Origin of the sequence: Streptomyces taklimakanensis (genome assembly GCF_009709575.1) — a bacterium.
GTDB lineage: Bacteria > Actinomycetota > Actinomycetes > Streptomycetales > Streptomycetaceae > Streptomyces > Streptomyces taklimakanensis.
In genome coordinates this window covers 3085180-3103530 of the sequence record NZ_WIXO01000001.1, presented here as the reverse complement: position 1 = coordinate 3103530, position 18351 = coordinate 3085180, and the positions used below count along the sequence as shown (strand labels likewise).

Annotated in this window: 11 protein-coding genes, 2 tRNA genes and 2 pseudogenes; 5 read left to right on the top strand and 10 right to left on the bottom strand. The window is 71.8% G+C overall.

Annotation, left to right across the window (positions count from 1 at the left end; genetic code table 11):
• Positions 1-80: 80 nt before the first annotated feature.
• Positions 81-884: a TetR/AcrR family transcriptional regulator gene (locus F0L17_RS13520; RefSeq protein ID WP_155071271.1), complete on the bottom strand. Its 804-nt coding sequence runs from the start codon at positions 882-884 to the stop codon at positions 81-83.
• Between the two features lie 75 nt (positions 885-959).
• Positions 960-2537 carry an MFS transporter gene (locus F0L17_RS13515; RefSeq protein WP_155071270.1) on the bottom strand — a complete coding sequence of 526 codons (1578 nt, stop codon included), beginning with the start codon at positions 2535-2537 and terminating at the stop codon, positions 960-962.
• Between the two features lie 133 nt (positions 2538-2670).
• Here F0L17_RS13515 and F0L17_RS28060 point away from each other — a divergent pair, with 133 nt between their 5' ends.
• Positions 2671-2805: a hypothetical protein gene (locus tag F0L17_RS28060; RefSeq protein ID WP_274389093.1), complete on the top strand. Its 135-nt coding sequence runs from the start codon at positions 2671-2673 to the stop codon at positions 2803-2805.
• A gap of 112 nt (positions 2806-2917) precedes the next feature.
• On the opposite strand, the gene F0L17_RS13505 is transcribed toward F0L17_RS28060, so the two are convergent.
• The 5 genes from F0L17_RS13505 to F0L17_RS13485 form a co-directional block, all read right to left on the bottom strand.
• Positions 2918-3655: an SAM-dependent methyltransferase gene (locus F0L17_RS13505; RefSeq protein ID WP_155071269.1), complete on the bottom strand. Its 738-nt coding sequence runs from the start codon at positions 3653-3655 to the stop codon at positions 2918-2920.
• Positions 3656-4186: 531 nt separating this feature from the next.
• The gene (locus tag F0L17_RS13500) at positions 4187-4705 is read right to left on the bottom strand and encodes an RICIN domain-containing protein (protein WP_162466163.1); all 519 of its coding nucleotides are present in this window, start codon (positions 4703-4705) and stop codon (positions 4187-4189) included.
• Positions 4706-5188: 483 nt separating this feature from the next.
• A complete protein-coding gene (locus F0L17_RS13495) occupies positions 5189-5383 on the bottom strand; it encodes a hypothetical protein (protein ID WP_155071267.1) in 195 nt (64 codons plus the stop codon).
• Positions 5384-5443: 60 nt separating this feature from the next.
• Positions 5444-5516, bottom strand: a tRNA-Arg gene (locus F0L17_RS13490).
• A 228-nt stretch (positions 5517-5744) separates the two neighbouring features.
• Positions 5745-5835 (bottom strand) — tRNA-Ser (locus F0L17_RS13485).
• A gap of 255 nt (positions 5836-6090) precedes the next feature.
• On the opposite strand from F0L17_RS13485, the gene F0L17_RS13480 reads away from it, so the two are divergent.
• Together F0L17_RS13480 and F0L17_RS13475 are read left to right on the top strand one after the other, a co-directional pair.
• Positions 6091-6657 (top strand): SSI family serine proteinase inhibitor, encoded by a 567-nt coding sequence (locus F0L17_RS13480; RefSeq protein ID WP_155071266.1) that lies wholly within the window; start codon positions 6091-6093, stop codon positions 6655-6657.
• A gap of 236 nt (positions 6658-6893) precedes the next feature.
• Positions 6894-10736, top strand: a complete 3843-nt coding sequence (locus F0L17_RS13475; RefSeq protein ID WP_162466162.1) for a PAS domain-containing protein — start codon at positions 6894-6896, stop codon at positions 10734-10736.
• A gap of 235 nt (positions 10737-10971) precedes the next feature.
• Here the strand turns inward: F0L17_RS13475 and F0L17_RS13470 are convergent, their stop codons facing one another.
• The 3 genes and pseudogenes from F0L17_RS13470 to F0L17_RS13460 all read right to left on the bottom strand — a co-directional run bounded on the left by F0L17_RS13470 (position 10972) and on the right by F0L17_RS13460 (position 15784).
• Positions 10972-12624 (bottom strand): long-chain-fatty-acid--CoA ligase, encoded by a 1653-nt coding sequence (locus F0L17_RS13470; protein WP_162466161.1) that lies wholly within the window; start codon positions 12622-12624, stop codon positions 10972-10974.
• Between the two features lie 437 nt (positions 12625-13061).
• A pseudogene (locus tag F0L17_RS13465) lies at positions 13062-13589 on the bottom strand (SigE family RNA polymerase sigma factor); the annotation flags it as partial.
• Positions 13590-14296: 707 nt separating this feature from the next.
• Entirely contained in the window at positions 14297-15784 is a 1488-nt protein-coding gene (locus F0L17_RS13460; protein WP_155071265.1) for an aldehyde dehydrogenase family protein, read from the bottom strand.
• A 130-nt stretch (positions 15785-15914) separates the two neighbouring features.
• Between F0L17_RS13460 and F0L17_RS13455 the strand changes: the two are divergent.
• Positions 15915-16133: pseudogene (locus F0L17_RS13455) on the top strand (GMC oxidoreductase); the annotation flags it as partial.
• A gap of 4 nt (positions 16134-16137) precedes the next feature.
• Positions 16138-18300 carry a choline BCCT transporter BetT gene (gene betT / locus F0L17_RS13450; RefSeq protein WP_162466160.1) on the top strand — a complete coding sequence of 721 codons (2163 nt, stop codon included), beginning with the start codon at positions 16138-16140 and terminating at the stop codon, positions 18298-18300.
• Positions 18301-18351: the final 51 nt, after the last annotated feature.

Genomic DNA, 18351 nt, shown 5'->3' with positions numbered 1-18351 from the left:
TGTTTCACGGGAAACATCGCGGTACGACAGAACGCCGCTCCGGAGGAACGGTTTCCGCCCAGCGGAGCACCACCGTCGGCTCAGGAAGCACCGTCCGACGGATCGTCCGGCGCGGCGTCCGCCTCGCCCGTCCCCCGCTCCCTCATCGTCTCGATACCGGCGATGAGGCACTCCAGCGCGATGTCGAAGTCCCGCTGCCGCATCTCGTCCACCGTGTCGCCGCCCCGCTGTTCCATCAGCTCCAACGAGGTGGCGTACTCGGCGCGCCCCCGCACCTTGCCGAACACCCGGTGGAAGAACTCGTCGGACCCCAGCCCGGCCTCACGGCAACGACTGTTCCAGTTGGCCTCGATGGTGCCGAAGCCGTACACGAACTGGAACAGCGCCGAGAGCGCCCCCGTGATCCGCGGCGCCGGCAGTCCGGCACGCTCGACGACGCGCCGGGCCGCGTCCGCGAACTCCATGGCCCGAGGGCCGATGTTGAGGTACCGGCCGAGCACCGAGGACACCCAGGGGTGGCCCACCATCAGCCCCCGGTACTCGTCGGCCAGGCGCCGCACCTGGTCGCGCCAGTCGGCGTCCGGGGAGTCGACGGGGAGGTCGATCTCCCCGAACACGGAATCCAGGGCCAGCTCCAGCAGATCGTCCTTGGTGTCCACATACCAGTAGACGGACATCGCGGTGACGCCCAGTTCGGCCGCGAGGCGTCGCATGGAGAACTTCTCCAGCCCCTCGGCGTCCAGCAGCCGCACGGCGGCCGCGGTGATCCTCTCCCGGTCCAGCCCGGAGGGTTGCTCGGCGTTCGACCTCCGCTTGGGCGCGAGCCGGTCGTCCAGCCACACGCTGGTCCGAGGGGGACGACCGGTGCGGCTGCCGGATGCCATGGCGGGCTCTCCTTCGGTGGTTCGGGGGGACGGGCGAACGGCTCCCGTCGAGGATCACGCCCGTCACCCCCGATGCTATGCGGCGCCCGTATGCCCGTCCTTCCGCCCGGTGGGCTCCCCGCTCCCCGGGGTCTGCCCGCCCACGACCTCGCCCGCGCTTCCCGCCCGCTCCGCCCGTCGGAGCAGCGCGGCCGTGAGCACACCACCGACGAACACGGCCACCGCGCCGACGAGCTGACCGGCGGCGATCCCGTCCGCGAACGCCTCCCGGGCGGCGGCCCGCTCGGCTCCGGTGCGGACGCCGGCCAGCGCCTCCGGCAGCGATCCGGCCCCTGCCACGACGGCCGGCAGCAGCGCGGTGAACCGCGCGTTGAGGACCGCGCCCAGGACGGCGACGCCCAGTCCGTTGCCGAACTCCGCGAGCGTGCCGTTGACGCCGGCGCCCACCCCCGCTCTCTCCGGCGGAATCGCGGACATGATGGCGTTGGCCATGGCGGGCATCGCCAGGGCGATCCCGGCCCCCATCACCACCAGGCCCGGCAGCATCCCCCCGTAGGAATCCGCGCCGAGCAGGGCGACGGTCACCAGGCCGGCCGACAACAGCGCCATGCCGCACACGATGGTGACCGGTGTGCCGTACCGGACCAGCAGTCGCGCGCCCACCCCGGAGAGGTTGAGCGCCACGACGGTCAGCGCCGTCGGCGCGGTGCGCAACCCCGCCTCCAGCGGCTCGTATCCGAGCACGAACTGCAGGTGCTGCGTCAACAGGAACAACGAGCCGGCCATCCCGAAGGCGACCAGGACGCCGCCCAGGACGGCACCGACGAACCGCCGGTCGCGGAAGAAGCCCATGTCCAGCATCGGGTGGGGAACGCGGCGCTCCCACAACACGAAGACGATCACCACCGACACCCCGAGAGCCCCACCGACCGACACCCGTACCGACGTCCAGCCGTGTTCCGGGCCGGAGATGATCGCATGGACGACGGCCGTCATGCCCGTGATGGACAGCAGGGCGCCCACCACGTCGAGCCGTTCACCGCCCCGACCACCGGACTCCGGCACCAGTCGGACGACGGCGGCCAGTGCGAGCGCCACGACCGGCAGGTTCACCAAGAAGATCGCACCCCACCAGAAGTGCTCCAGCAGCACCCCGCCGACCAGCGGTCCGCCGGCGAATCCCAGGGAACTGACCGCACCCCAGATCCCGATGGCCTTCGGCCGCTCGGCCTCGTCGAAGACCTGTACGACGACGGCGAGGGTGGTCGTCATCAACAGCGCTCCCCCGACCCCCATGCCCGCACGGGCGGCGATCAGTTCACCGGAGGAGCCGGAGAGTCCGGCGGCGAGCGACCCCAGACCGAAAAGGACGATCCCGAGCAGGAGCATCCTCCGACGCCCGTAGCGGTCGGCGGCGTTCCCCGCCGTCAACAGCAGTCCCGACTGCACCAGGGCGTAGGCGTTGACCATCCACTGCACATCGGCCGTGGAGGCGTCCAACCCCCGAGTGAGGGAGGGGATCGCGACATTGAGGATCGTGTTGTCCAGCAGGACGGTCAGTTGCGTCAGGCAGATCACTCCGAGGATCGCCCACCGTCGGGGGTGGCCTCCGCCGCCCGGGTACGTGTCGGCGTGCTCGGTGGCGGCTGCCATGAAGCCTCCTTGTACGGTGTATAAGGTCACTTCCTATACACCGTACAAGAGACCCGCCTCCTGTCACCTCTCCGATCCCGCCGTCCCACCGAAACCGTCCGTTCCCCCGGCCACCAGGTCGTCCCTCAGCCCCGTGGCCGGGCGGCGGGTCCGCGCGGCCGTCGTCGACCGGCTCACCTTCCGCCGTGCGCTGATCCGGACCGGCACCGACTCCTACCGCTCCCGGGCCACCGGGGCCGAACAACGCGGCAGCCGGAAGACGCGGTGACACACGTTGCGTCTTCCAGCTGCCGACAGGATCGACAACCCGACCGGCCGGCCCACACCGAAGGCAGCAGTGACCACGACGGCCGTCTCTTCCGGAGGAAGGCTCGTCGAGGTCAGTCCCGCGTCGGGCGCAGGACGAAGCAGGCGAAGCCCAATACGGCCCGGTAGACGCGCAGCCATTGGTCGCGGTGGGTGGTGGCCACCTTGAGCGCCTGGGCGCTGTCCGGATCGGTGGGATGGTCCAGGGCCCAGGAGGCCAGCGACCCCGTCCAGGCCCACTCGTAGGAGTCGAGTTCCCGACGGGTGCTGATATGCCCCTGGACGGGCGTCCACCCGTCCGCGACGACCCGGTCCAGCGTGGTCGGCAGGTCGGTGAGCTCCCCGAGCAGCTCGACAGCCTCGGGGGAGGGGGCGCGGTCCCAAAATCCGTCACCGACCAGAACACGCCCCCCGGGCGCCAGGTGCTTGCGCGCCGCCGCGAGAGCGGGGAGCAGGCCACCGAAAGCGTGCGTGGCTCCCACACAGAGCACCAGGTCGAAGGCGTGGGAGGCGGCAAAACGCGCAGCGTCCCGCTGATGGAGGACCAGGCGGTCCTCCACGCCGAGCCGCCGCGCGGCCCGACGCGCGTGCGCCAGCGAGCTCCCGGAGATGTCGACGCCCTCGGCCCGCAGTTGCGGACGCATGGTCAGGGCTCGCAGGAGCCACTCCCCGCCACCGCAGCCGAGGTCGAGTACGCGCTCGTCACCGCGTGACAGACCACTTTCCAGCAGTCGACGCACCGAGTCGTCGTCGAGCGGGGCTGCGATCGGATGATCCGCATGAGCACGCCTGGAGATCTGTTCACGGTCCATCGGCGGAGCCTGACACGCCCGGAGATTCGCACGCACCCGATTTCCGGATCGCGGAGCCCGCGACCCCGTACGGACCGGGCGAGGAGTCGACCGATAGGGGTGGCTCCTTTTCCCATTGCCGATCACGAACCTGCGAAGTTGTCCGCCACCTTCACGAACGGAGCACCCTGACCCCCGAACTCATTGCCCGATTGGCCCCCGCAGAAGCTGTCGAAAACACGCGGGAGCACGCCTCCTGAGGCCGTGCGGCGGTGGAAGTTCCCACCGCGAGGACGGGAGAAATTCACGAATCACTGGACGACGAAGAATTTCGGTGGCTCCACCGTCTTCGTGCAAGCCGGCACCGTCGACGGAGGACCGGCGGGCAACACCGGGGCCGGCGTCACGGCGTCGTCCGGGCCGTGGTTCCGCGGAAAGGGATGTTCCGTGTCCGGCCTAGCCGGTGGTGGCCGTCGATGCCGCGCGATGCCCACGCGGGACCGTGGCGGGGATGGCGTGGGCATCGCGCGGCTCGTGGTCACGGTCGGCGGCTCACAGCAGGCGCCACTCCTGGTACGGCCGGTCGGCCTCGCACGTCTGCTGGACGACGCCGGCGCCGTCGTAGATGTTGCCTCCCGTGACCTCCAGGCACTTGCCGCTGTGCCGGGCGACCAGCGTGAAGTAGCCGTTGGGGCGCTGGACGAGCTTCCACTCCTGGTTGGGAGTGTCGTAGCAGTGCCACTGCTGGACGAACGCGCCGTCGGCCTGGCTCGCTTCCGCGACGTCCAGACACTTGCCGCTGTGGTCGGCGCTCACCTTGTAGTAGCCGTTGTCCAAAGAGGTGAGGGTCCAGTTCTGGTTGGCGGTGGTGTAGCAGTGCCACTGCTGGACGAACGCGCCGTCGGCCTGGCTCGCTTCGGCGACGTCCAGACACTTGCCGCTGTGGTGCGCCTCCAGCTTGGCGTTGAGCGGGGCGGCGCTCGCGGGTGCGGCCGATCCGACGGCCAGCATCGTCGCGCTCAGCGCGAGGGCGGACAGGCCGGTGGTGAATGCTCGCCTGGATGTCTTCACGGTGACCTCCTTGAAAGCCGCCCTTTTGGGCGGCTGAGCCATCACCGTTGTACAACGAAAAATATCGGCATTCATAGGGAGTGAAAATTAGTGATATTATGCTTCCGCATTTCGCCGCATGATTCGCGATGTGGTGCACCGGTGAAAACACAGCCGCACAGATGTGCCACTGATCAGAAACGCGTCGGGGCCACGTCCTTGGGAGTGTGGCGGACGTGTGGGCCGCCACAGGTCTTCCGCCCTTCGGCGATCGGCGAGCTCGCCTCACCCCGAGCGAACCTCCCGGCTGATTTGAGCCGTAGCTCCCCGCGGAACCGCTGCCGCCCGGCGGTCAACCCGCCATCCGGCAGGAAAGCCCGGTTGCGACCCGGGGAAACCGCACGTCTGCTCGATCCTTCGCTCCAGCCACCGACCAGCCCTGACACCACCCCCGGTCCTCGCTGCTGGTGCGCGAGGCGGGCTCCTCGGGCTTCGGCTCCGGCATCAGGCGACCAGGTACGCGGGCGTGATCGATGCGACGGCGATCGTCTGGCGCAGGGCGCGGTGCCGCCAGTACTCGTAGCGGTGGACGATCCTCGTCCCCGTACGGACTCCCGGCGCTTCGACCTCAGGACGTCCGGCGAACGTGATCACCGCGTCCTGTGCGCCGACTCCCGCCCGGCGGTTGCCGTCAACCACTGCCGTCACCGCACACGAAAGAGCCCCTGTCGATCTCTCGACAGGGGCTCTCATCTGCTGCGCGCTCGGCAGGATTCGAACCTGCAACCTTCTGATCCGTAGTCAGATGCTCTATCCGTTAAGCTACGAGCGCTTGGCTTCCCGGCTTTTTCCGGCCGGTCGGCGTTGCGGGAACAACATTACATGACCGGCGCCCAGAGGTGAAATCCGCTTGCTCCACCCCCGGTGACCTGCGGCGATCCCCTGATCGGCACCGCGCCGGACCCGCCGGCGACTCCTCGGCCGACCCCGGCCACCGCCGCCCGGAACGACTGAAGCCCCGACCACTCGGGCCGGGGCTTCCACGATCTCGGAGATCGAGCGGAGGCTGAGGGATTTGAACCCTCGATGGGCTTTAAGGCCCAAACCGCATTAGCAGTGCGGCGCCATAGACCAGACTAGGCGAAGCCTCCCCACACAACGCTTCAGCGCGACGCGTGTGTGCTGATGATGGCACAGCCGGGGGGCTGTCTCCAATCGCCACCTACGTTACCCGGCCGGCGGGCCCCCGGGCAAAGGGCTTTACCGCTGGTGGCGGCATGGCGTGGGGCGGGCGGGTGGAGGTGCGCGACGGCGCGCGACGCGGCGCGTTGGAGAGGGGAGAGGGGAAACGGACCGCGGGCACGCGGAACCGACCCACCACGAACACCTTCCGAAAGAGCCGCACCATGTCCCGTACGTCCCGCACGTCCCGCACGTCCCGCCACACCGTCGCCCTCCTCGCCGGAGCCGTCGCGCTCACCGCGCTCACCGCACCGGCCACCGCCCGCCCCTGGCCGTACCCGATCGTGCCGCCCGCCCAACAGGACCGGCTCACCATCACCATCTCCGGCGACGGCAGCGGCAACGGCAACGGCAACGGCAACGGCGCCACCGTGGGCGACACCTCGCCGGCCCACCGCACGTACACCCTCGACTGTCGGCCCGCCGGGGGAAGCCATCCCGATCCCCTCGCCTCCTGCGCCGCCATCGACCGGGCCGACCAGGGCCGACTCGATCCCTGGCGGCCCGTCCCCGAAGGGTCGGTGTGCGCCCAGATCCACGGCGGCCCGGCCACCGCTCGTGTCACCGGGGTGTGGCGCGGCACACGGGTGGACGCCCGGTTCGAGCGGACGGACGGGTGCGAGATCGCCCGCTGGGACGCCCTCGTCCCCGCCCTCCCCCGCCCCGGGGAAACGTCCGGGCGCGCCGACGGGGCGGCCACCGAGACCGGGGAGGCCGGGACCCCGGCGTGAGGGAGGCTCGGCACGGGGACGGTACAGGGGGGCGCGACACCCGGACGTGACGCACCTCATACCCCGTGACGGCGGAAGGTTCACGTTCTCCCCACCCTCCCCACGCATCCGCCGTCGCATCCGCTACCACTGCCCGTAGACTCGCTTCCGGTGACACGCACACGAGAACGGCACACCGATCGCGTTCCCGGTGCTGTCGCGGGGCACCAGCTGGTCGGCAGGGAGGATGCGTCGTCGTGAGCAGCAGGCCATCCCGAGGCGCTGCTCGCCTCGCAGCGATACTCGACGCCCTGCCGGACGCGTTGCTTCTGGTGAACTGCAACGGCACGGTCGTCAACGCCAACAGCATCGCGTTGGAGGTCTTCGAGGCACCGGGCACGGCACTGGTCGGGCGTGGACTGCTCGACCTCCTCCCGGACTTCGACTCCAAGCTCATCCCCGGCTCGATGCGCCGGCCCGACGACGTCCCGCAGCCCCGCACCAAGCCGAAGCGGATGGTGGCGCGGCGCACCGACGGCACCCCGTTCGTCGTCGAGGTGACCAGCGCCAACCTGGAGGACGGCCGCACACCCTACGAGTCGTCCTTCGAGGCCGCCTTCGCCGACCACGGGAACAACTACACCGGCGACGAGTTGCTCATGCTCGTCGTCCGCGATCTCACCGGCACCGTGGACACCGAGGCCGAACTGGTCCGGCAGCAGCGTCAGACCGAGATGATCCTGCGCGCCGCCGCCGAGGGCGTGGTGGGCGTGGACACCGAGGGTCGGGTCGTCCTGGTCAACCCGTCCGCCGCGCAGATCCTCGGCTACCGGGCCGGCGAACTGGGCGGGCAGGCGCTGCACCCGCTGGTCCACCACTCCCGCCCCGACGGCAGCCCGCTGCCGTACGAGGAGACGCCGCTCGCCGACACCCTGCGCTCCGGGCGCAAGCACCGGGTGCGCGGTCAGGTGCTGTGGACCAAGAGCGGGCGCGCGGTGCCGGTCGACATGACGACCGCTCCGGTGCGCGACGGCGACCAGCTCGTCGGCGCGGTGCTCGCCTTCACCGACCGCACCGCGTACGACGCGCTCGCCGCCCGCCACCGCCAGTTGTCGTCCCTCCTGGAGAACGGACTGCGCGGGCCGCTGGAGCAGTTGCGCGGCGAACTGGCCGGGTTGGCCTCGGATCCGGCCGGACAACTGTGGCCGGAGGCGAACCAGATCCTGCACCACCTGGCCGCGGGTTACACGCGGATGACCACGCTCGTCGACAACGTCCTGGACTACCAGCGCCTGGACGCGGGCAACCAGAGGCTCGCGCGCGAGTCGGTCTCGCTGGACGCGGTGATCTCGACCGGTGTCGAGGGCGCGGTGGAGCTGATCGGGCCGGGCCGCGCGCAGTTCGCGGTGCACGCCCCACCGATCGCGGTGGAGGTCGATCCGGCGCGGCTGGCACAGGCGCTGGCGCACCTGGTGGCGGACGTCGCCGGGGTGGACGCCACCGGCAGCGCGCAGGGCCCGGCCTCCGGCGACTCGACGATCGTGGTCGCGGCGGCCCAGCGCGGGGAGGTCGTGCGCATCGAGGTGCGCGGACCGTACGGCGGCGGCAGCCCGGTGCACGAGCCGTTGGTGCGCGGGATCGTGGAGCGGCACGGCGGCGTGCTGCAGACCCACCGGATGCCGGGGGCGGGAGGCGGCAGCGCCTACGTCCTGGAGGTTCCGGTGGGATCGCCGGACCCGAAGGTCGCGGCCCGATCCTCCTCCCGGGACGCCGACACCCCGGCACAGGGCACCCCGGCCGCCGGGACCGACGGGGGCACCCCCGCGGACGGCACCCCCACGGACGGTGGGGAGGCGCCCGCAGCGGCCGACGCGGACCCGGCGGAGGCCGGTGCGCACCCCGGCGGTGCGATCGCCCTGCCCGCCGGTTCCTCCGCGGGCACCCCGGCCGGGCCGCCCGCCACGGCATCGGAGGACGGCACGGGGGAGACCTCCGTGCCGTCCGGCACCGGACGCCGCCGCGCCCGTCGTGCGCTGGCCCCGGTCGAGGAGCGCGCGGACAGCGGTGAGCACGCTGTGCCGCACCTGCCCCGGCAGGGCACCGGACGACGTGCCCGGCGGGCCGCCTCCCCGGAGACCCCCGGTGCCGGAACCCCGACACCCCCGACACCCCCGACGAACCCGACCGCCGGGGCCGCTCCGGAGCAGGAGCGGGTGGCGTTCGCGCTGCCACCCGGCCCGACCCCGCCCCGGACGCCCGCGCCCGCGCCGGCACCGGCACCGGCACCGGCACCGGCACCGGAGCAGCCGTCCCACGCCGCGCTCCCGGAGCAGGGCGGCGCGGCGCCTCCCGGGCGGAACGGCGTCCCGTTCCCGGCGCCTCGGCCACCGGTTCCCGCCGGAGTCCCGCAGGACGACCGGCCGACCGGCCGGCGCCGCCGCGTGCCCCCGGCCGAGGAGGCACCGGTGCAGGACGACCAGGCGCCCCGGGCCACCCGGGAGCCCTCCCGCCGGCGGTCCGCCACCACGCCGGAACTGGAGGCTCCCGCTCCGACCCCCATCGCTCCGAACGGCACCCTGACCACCGCCGGGAACGTCCCGGAGAACCCGGCAGCGACCCCGGCGGGGAATCCAGCGGAGAACACCGCGGCGAACACTACGGAGAACACCACCGGAGCCGAGGCGAGCGCCCGGTCCGCCGAGCACGGCCGGGTCGACGCCACCGAGCACCCTTCGCAGGCCGACCTGACCGTGGTGGCCGCCAGCCCCATCCTGGGCGGGTCGGTGCCCCCGGCGGCTCCGCCCCGTCCGCGTGCCCTGCCGATGCCCGGTGGCGAGGACTCCGCCGAGCAGACCTCCGGCGTCAGCGTGCGCACCCTGGGGCAGGGCGTTCCCTTCGCCCGTCAGTCGGGCGAACAGCACCCGGGCCGGCACGCGCCCCAACAGGCCGCGCCCCAACAGGCCGCCGCCCAGTCGCCCCCCGCGTCTCCGGTGTCCCCCACACCGCCCCCAGCGCCGCCCCCCGCGCCGTCACACGGACCCGCGCCGAGCCCCGGCCACGGCCGTCGCCGCAAACTCGCCGCCCCGCCCGAGGGGGGCGACCGCGCCACCGCCGCGGCGGCCGGCGAGGCGCCTCCGCACGTCCAGCCGCAACCGTCCCGGCCCCAGCAGCACCAACAGCCGTCCCGGCACCAGTCGTTCCCACCCGCGCCGACGCCGCCGGGCGGCTCGACCGCGACGTCCGGCGGGCGGGAGTTCGCCATCGGCGCGCCCGCGGCGGGAGCCGAGGGGCCGGAACCGCTGGACGGCCCCGGTGGCGCCGTCGAGGTCACCGGCTCCGGTCACGGCCGGTCCGTCCCGGTGCCCGACGACGAGTTGCCGCCCGAGCCGCTGGACAACCCCCGGCGGCTGTTGGTGTGGCCCGAACCGGACGTCGCCACCCAACAGGCCCTGACCGACCGCGGTTACCGTCCCGTCATCGTCCACTCCCGCGAGGAGGTGGACGCCCAGATCGCGGCGTACCCGGCGGCCCTCTTCGTGGATCCGCTGACCGGCCCCATCACTCGCACCGCCCTCCAGTCGCTGCGTCAGGCGGCCGTCGCCGCCGAGGTCCCGGTCCTGGTGACGGCCGGGTTGGGGATCGCGACGCGGGAGGCCGCGTACGGTGCCGACCCGGCCGTCCTCCTCAAGGCCCTGGCCCCGCGCGACAGCGAGCAGCACCCGCCGCGGGTGCTGCTGGTGGAGGAACAGACCGCCGTCGCCGAGGCCATGGCGGCGACGTTGGAGCGCCGAGGGATGCAGGCCGCGCACGCGCCCTCGGACGCGGAGGCGGTGCAGGTCGCTTCGGAGGTGAGGCCGAACCTGGTGGTGATGGACCTGATGCAGGTCCGTCGCCGGCGCGCCGGAATCATCGACTGGCTGCGAGTGAACGGCATGCTCAACCGCACGCCGTTCGTCGTCTACACCTCGGCCGACATCGATCCGGCCGAGTTGCCGCGACTGGCCGCCGGCGAGCTGGTTCTCTTCCTCGCGGAGCGGTCCACCAGCACGGAGGTGCAGTCGCGGATCGTGGACCTGCTGGCGAAGATCGGGGCCACCTGACCGGAGGCCGGGGCACCCCGGTCGGTGCCGTCCGACGGCCGGGACATACGGTGGGACGCGAAGGTCCCCGCCGCGGTTCTGGTCATGGACAGCGTTGAACCACGGCGGGGACCTCGCCCGTGCCCGCTGCCACCGGGGCCGGGCCCGAACTCCGGTGCCGGAGCCCCCTGTCGGCTCCCGGGCGCGTGCCCCGGAGTCGGAGTCGGGATCGGAGCCGGGGTCAGGTCCCCGGGGATCAGAGCCGGGTGACGTCCAGCTCGCCCTGGGCGTACCGCGCCCGGATCACCTTCTTGTCGAACTTGCCGACGCTCGTCTTCGGCACGGCCGGGATCAGCGCCCAGCGCTCGGGAAGCTGCCAGCGGGCGACCTTCTCCGCCAGGAAGTCCCGCAGTTCCTCGTACCCGACCTCGCCGGCGTCCTCCTTGAGCACGACCGTCGCCAGCGGCCGTTCGCCCCACTTCTCGTCCGGGACGGCCACGACCGCGGCCTCGGCGACCGCCGGGTGCCCCATGAGGTGGTTCTCCAGTTCCACCGACGAGATCCACTCGCCGCCGGACTTGATGACGTCCTTGGCGCGGTCGGTCAGCGTCAGGTAGCCGTCGGGGGTGATCACGCCGACGTCGCCGGTGCGCAGCCAGCCGTCCGGGCTGAACTTGTCCTCGGGGCGCAGGGGATCGGCGTCCGCGCCCCCGTAGTACGCCCCCGCGATCCAGGGGCCGCGGACCTCCAGCTCCCCCGCCGACTCACCGTCCCAGGGCATCTCCGTCCCGTCCGGGCCGATCAGCCGGGCCTCGACGGAGGCGGGGAAGCGGCCCTGGCTGACGCGGTACGGCCATGCCTCCTCCTCGGTGAGTCCGCCCGGCGGGTGGGCGACGGTGCCCAACGGGGAGGTCTCGGTCATGCCCCAGGCGTGGGTGACGGTCACGCCGTACTTCTCGCCGAACGTCTCCATCAGGGAGGGCGGGCAGGCCGAGCCGCCGATGGTGACGTTCTTCAGGCAGGAGATGTCGCGCGGCTTGGCCGCCAGTTCGGCCAGCAGCCCCTGCCAGATGGTGGGGACGGCGGCGGAGTGCGTGGGACGCTCGGCCTCGATCATCTCGGCGAGCGGGGCGGGCTGGAGGAAGCGGTCCGGCATCAGCAGGTTGACGCCGGTCATGAAGACGGCGTGCGGCAGGCCCCAGGCGTTGACGTGGAACATCGGCACCACGGGGAGGGTGGTGTCGGCGTCGGTCAGCCCCATCGACTCGCCCATGTTGACCTGCATCGAGTGCAGGTAGATGGAGCGGTGGGAGTAGACGACGCCCTTGGGGTCGCCGGTGGTGCCGGAGGTGTAGCACATGGCGGCGGCCTCGCGCTCGTCCAGCTCCGGCCAGTCGTAGGAGGTCGGCCGGCCCTCGATCAGGGCCTCGTACTCGTGGACGGTCGGGCGGCAGCCCTCCAGCAGGGAGGTGTCGCCGGGGCCGACGACCACGACGTGCTCGACGGGCTCCAGCTTCGGCAGCAGCGGGGCGAGCAGCGGCAGCAGCGAGCCGTTGACCAGGACGACACGGTCGGCCGCGTGGCCCACGATCCACACCAGTTGCTCGGCGGGGAGCCGAAGGTTGAGGGTGTGCAGGACCGAGCCCATGGCCGGGATGGCGAAGTAGGCCTCGACGTGTTCGGCGTTGTTCCACATCAGGGTCGCCACCCGGTCGCCCGGGGCCACCCCGAGTTCGTCGCGCAGGGCGTGGGCGAGCTGCGCCGAGCGGTCGCCGATCTCCGCGAACGTGCGCCGGTGCGGTTCGCCCTCGCCCGTCCAGGTCGTGACCCGCGACCTTCCGTGCACCGTGCTTCCGTGTCGCAGAATGCGCGAGACGGTCAGCGGTACGTCCTGCATCGTGCTCAGCACCGGGGCCTCCCGAGGTATGCGGCGCTACGCGTGGGCAACGCGTGGTCGTTCCTCGGCAGCCTGCCACCGACCGGTCGGTATGTCACTAGCTCGGACACCGGTATGTGGCCGTCTTTCCCCATCCGTCGCGAGCTCGCTCGGGAGCGTCCGCGAGGAGCGGCGGCACGGCGGGGCGGGCTCGGGCGCGGGTGTGGGTATGGGGCGTGGGCGCGGTGGGCGCGGTGGGTGGGACGCGGGCCGAACCGTCAGGCGGCCACCGCGTCCAGTCCGACGCCCCCCGGCGCGCGCCGCGGGCCGACCGCGCCCACGGCCCGCCCGGTACGACCGGTGCGGCCGGTGCGGCCGGTGCGACCGGGCGGCCCCACGGCCACGTCCCGCCGGTCGGCCTCGGTCGCCCCCTCCGTCCGGTCCCTCCCGGCCCTCTCGCCCAGCACGTCCGCGGCGAGCCGCGGATCCTCCCGGAGCTTGGCCAGCGCACGTGACACCGCGCTCTTGACGGTGCCGACCGAGACGCCGAGGACCGCGGCCGTCTGGACCTCGCTCAGATCCTCGTAGTACCGCAGGACGACCATCGCGCGCTGCCGCTCCGGGAGCGCGAGGACCGCCCGCCACACCGCGTCGCGCACCGCCTGCAGTTCGGCGGGGTCGGGGCCGGGCAGGGGTTCGGGTTCGGGCAGTTCGTCGCAGGAGTACTCGTCCACCCGACGCTTGCGCCACTGCGAGGTGCGCGTGTTGACCAGGGCGCGGCGCACGTAGCCGTCGAGCGCCCGCCGGTCCTCGATCCGGTCCCAGGCCAGGTAGGTCTTGGTCAGGGCGGTCTGGAGCAGGTCCTCGGCGTCGCTCGGATTGGCGGTCAGCGAGCGCGCCGCACGCAGCAGCACGGGCCCGCGCGCCTGCACGTACGAGGTGAACGTCGGCGGCGTCACGGTCGCGCCGGCTCCCTCGGTGGTCCCATCCGTGGTCATGGCTCAACGCTAGGAGCCGCGGGCTCCCGGGTAATCGGCCCCAGGTGCCGAGCCGGATCCCCCTCAGGTCGGACGGGCGGCGACTTCCGCACCTCCCCCAGACGGAGGAGGACCCCCGGCCACCCCCAATCCGGAATGGGGGTTCTCCCGGGGAAGCACGTCCCCGGGCACCTCCGCCCGGTGTCCCCCGCACACGACGGCGCGGCCGCCCCGAGTGCGGCCGCGCCGTCCCATCCCTTCTCCCATCGGGCGTCCGCCGGTTCCCCGCCCGGCGGCGCCCGTCGGCTCACCGGAGCCCGTGAAGCGGACGCACCGTCGCGCCGGGGCGAACGGTGCGGGTAGCTGCCATGTTCTGTCCTCCTGTGGAGCGTGTGTGCTTCCGGTCCAACGACGTCGCGCAGCAAGGCTGCCCGCCGGAAACCCGGCGAATCCCTCCCGGGTCCTCATTCGCTCGCACGCATGACGATGTGTCGATAAACCCCTCACGCAACCACATACCCCCCTCCCACCCGTCCGCAGCAGGGCGGGGGCCGGAATCCGCACCCCGCGCTCCCCGGCCGCGCCCCGGACGCACGGCACACGCGCCGGTCCCAAAGGCCCCGGCGCGCCGTCGAGGGCGCACACGACGCGCCACGCGCTCCCCCGCACCCGGGCCGGAGGTCGGGTTCCGCGCCGCCGTGTCCGCTCGGTGCCCGCTCGGTGCCAGCTCAGCGCGCGAACCAGCGCTGCGGCTCCGGGGCGGTGTTCTCGTAGATGTGCTTGGCCTGCCGGTACTCCGCGAGGCCGTCGTACCCGAGTTCCCGACCGATGCCGGAGCGCTTGAAGCCGCCCCACTCGGCCTGCGGCAGGTACGGTCCGAAGTCGTTGATCCACACCGTGCCGTGCCGCAGCCGGCGCGCCACCCGCTCGGCCCGCCCGGCGTCCCGCGTCCACACCGCCCCGGCGAGCCCGTAGTCGGTGTGGTTGCCCAGCTCGATCGCCTCCTCCTCCTCGGTGAAGCGCTCCACCGTCAGGATGGGACCGAACGTCTCCTCCTGGACGATCCGCATGTCCCGCGTGCAGTCGACGAAGACCGTCGGCCGGTAGAAGAAGCCGTCGCCCAGTTCGGGGTCGTCCGGCCGCTTGCCGCCCGCGACCAGCCTCGCGCCCTCCCGGAGACCGAGTTCCACGTAGGACTCGACCTTGTCGCGGTGCTCCGCGGAGACCAGCGGGCCGCTCTCGGTGTGCTCGTCCATCCCGTTGCCGAGCCGGATCCGCTCGGCGCGCTCCACCAGCGCGTCGACGAACCGGTCGTGCAGGGAGTCCTCGACGACGAGGCGGGTGCCGGCGGAGCACACCTGGCCGGCGTGGAAGAAGACGGCGGTCAGGGCGTAGTCGATCGCGGCCTCGAACTCGGCGTCGGCGAAGACGATGTTGGGGTTCTTGCCGCCCAGCTCCAGGGCGATCCTCTTCACCGTGTCGGCCGCCGAGCGCATGATCGTACGGCCCGTCTCCAGTCCGCCGGTGAAGGAGACCAGATCCACCTGGGGGCTCTCCACCAGGGCCGCGCCGACCGTTCCGCCCGACCCGAGCACCAGGTTGACCACGCCCGCCGGCGCCCCTGCCTCCTGGAGCAGCTCCACCATCTTGATCGTCGTCAGCGGAGTGATCTCGCTGGGTTTGATCACCATGGTGTTCCCGGCGGCCAGCGCCGGGGCCACCTTCCACGACACCTGGAGGAGGGGATAGTTCCAGGGCGCGATCATCGCGCACACGCCGACGGGCTCGTAGACGACGCGGCTGCGCACGCGTGGGTCCCCCGCGTCCACCAGCCGACCGGAATCGGCCTCGGCCAGATTGGCGTAGTAGCGGAACACCTCGGTCACGTCATCGACGTCGATGCCGCTCTCGGTGAGGGTCTTGCCGGTGTCCAGGGTCTCCAGGCGGGCGATCTCCGCCCGGTCCCGTTGGAGGAACTCGGCCACCCGGTGCAGCAGTTCGGAGCGTTGCCGCGCCCGCCAGGAGGGCCACTCACCGCCGTCGAACGCCTCCCTGGCCGCGCTGACGGCGGCCTGTGCGTCCGTACGCCCGCCCTCGGCCACGGTGCGCACCACGGACTGGTCGTAGGGGTTGATGATCTCGCGCGTGGCACCGTCGGACGCGGAGGTCCATGCGCCACCGATGAACAAACTGGACGTGACAGCCTCCTCCGCCATAACCCAAATGAATATCAACCATTGCCCGCAAATAGCATCAATGTCAGATTAGTCACACATAAGAGCGAGGCGCAAAGCGGACCCGAGGAGCGGCATGGGCCAAGCGGGCTACGACCACATCATCGGCGGGATGTCCGTCACCGACCCGACGTCCATGCGCGTCCACGGTGTCGACGGACTGCGGGTGGTGGACGCCTCCGCGGTGCCCTACCTCACCAACGGCAACATCCACGCGCCGGTGATGGTGCTCGCCGAAAAGGCGTCCGACCTCATCCTGGGCGAAACGCCCCTGCCACCGGCCACCGTCGAATTCCACCGGCACCGCCGGCACCGCGCGCAGGAAGGATGAGAACGTGGCGACGGACGGAGAACACGGCCGGAGCCGTGCCGGTGAGGCCGACGGCACCGCCAGAACCTCGACACAGGAGCCGGAAGCGAACGGAGGAGACGGAGGGGGCCGTCTCAAACCCGTCGTCTTCTTCGGCTCCTCCGTCCTGATCCTCGCGATCTCGATCTGGGCGATCATCACCCCCACCGGCGCCGAGAACGCCATCGGCACGGCGGTGAACTGGGTCTCCACCGGCTTCGGCTGGTACTACTTCCTCGCCGCCACCCTCTACCTGGTGTTCGTGGTGTACGTGGCGGCGTCCCGGTACGGCACCGTCAAGCTCGGCCCCCGGCACTCCACCCCCGACTACGGGATCTTCGCCTGGGGCGCGATGCTCTTCGCCGCGGGCATCGGCGTCGACCTGATGTTCTTCTCCGTCGCCGGCCCGGTCAGTCACTACCTGACGCCCCCCGAAGGCGATCCGGAGACCCTGGAGGCCGCCCGCCAGGCCGTGGTGTGGACACTGTTCCACTACGGCATCACCGGTTGGGCCATGTACGCCCTGATGGGCATGGTGCTCGGCTACTTCTCCTTCCGCTACAGCCTCCCCCTGGCCATCCGCTCCGCGCTCTACCCCCTCATCGGTCGGCGCATCCACGGCAGGATCGGCGACACCGTCGACCTCGCGGCCGTCATCGGGACGGTCTTCGGGATCTCCGTCTCGCTCGGCATCGGCGTCGTCCAGCTCAACTACGGCCTGAACTTCCTCTTCGGCGTGCCCGAGGGCGTCGCCGCCCAGACCGGCCTGGTCATCGTCTCGGTGATCATGGCCACGGTCTCCGCCGTGGCGGGCGTGGACCGCGGCATCCGGCGACTGTCGCAGCTCAACGTCCTGCTCGCCATCGTCCTGATGCTGTACGTGCTGATCGCCGACGACCCGATCCGGCTCCTCAACGCCCTGGTGCTCAACGTCGGCGACTACATCAGCCGCTTCCCCTCGATGACGCTGAACACCTTCGCCTACGACCGGCCCCGTCCCACCGAGTGGCTCAACTCCTGGACGCTGTTCTTCTGGGCCTGGTGGATCGCGTGGGCGCCCTTCGTCGGACTGTTCCTCGCCCGGATCTCACGCGGCCGCACCATCCGACAGTTCGTCTCGGCGGTCCTCGTCATCCCGTTCCTGTTCACGCTGACCTTCCTCTCCGTCTTCGGCAACAGCGCGTTGGGCAAGATCCGCCAGGGTGACGACGATTTCGGCCAGACCGCCGTGAGCGCCCCCGAGCAGGGCTTCTACGGGCTGCTCGACCAGTACCCCGGCGTCGTCTTCAGCGCCGTACTGGCCACCTTCGTCGGGCTGCTGCTCTACGTCACCTCCGCCGACTCCGGCGCTCTGGTGATCGGCAACCTCAGCTCCCACCTGCCCACCCCGACCGTCGACTCGGCCCCGTGGCTGCGCATCTTCTGGGCGCTGACGACCGGCCTGCTCACCCTGGCCATGCTCATCGTCGGCGGTGTGGACGCGCTGACCAACGCCACCATCATCATGGGCCTGCCGTTCTCGTTCGTGATGTTCCTGGTGATGGGCGGCCTGTACCGGGCCCTACGGGTCGAACGCTTCCGCGAGGACGCGCTGGCCACCACCCTGCCGTCCTCCCTGTCCGGCCGGACCGCCCACCGCGGCCACCTCCCCGAACCCAACTGGCGCCAACGACTCGCCCGCGCCATGAGCTTCCCGGGCAGGCGGGCCGGCATCCGGTTCGTCGACGAGGTGTGCCGCCCGGCGTTCCGGGAGGTCGCCGAGGAACTGCGGGCCCAGAACGTGGAGGCGGCCGTCACCGAGGAGATGGACGAGGAGATCGGCATCCCCCACCTGGAGCTGCGGGTGCCGATCGGGCAGGGGGAGGAGTTCCTGTACCGGGTGTGGCCGATCGAGGCGCCCACCCCGGCCTTCGCCACCCGCTCGGTCACCCGGCAGGACAGCTACATCCGCTTCGAGGTGCACCTGTCGGAGGGCAGCCAGGGCTACGACGTGATGGGCTACCACCGCGACCAGCTCATCGCCGACATCCTCGACCAGTACGAGCGGCACCTGGAGTTCCTGCGCCTGCACCGGGAGGCCGGAGCCCACTCCTCCCTGCCCGACCACCGCCCCGACACGGCCGAGGTCCACCTCCCCGACGAGGACTGACGGCGGGAAGGAGGAAGGGGCCGCAACCCGGCGCGGGTGCGGCCCCTGACG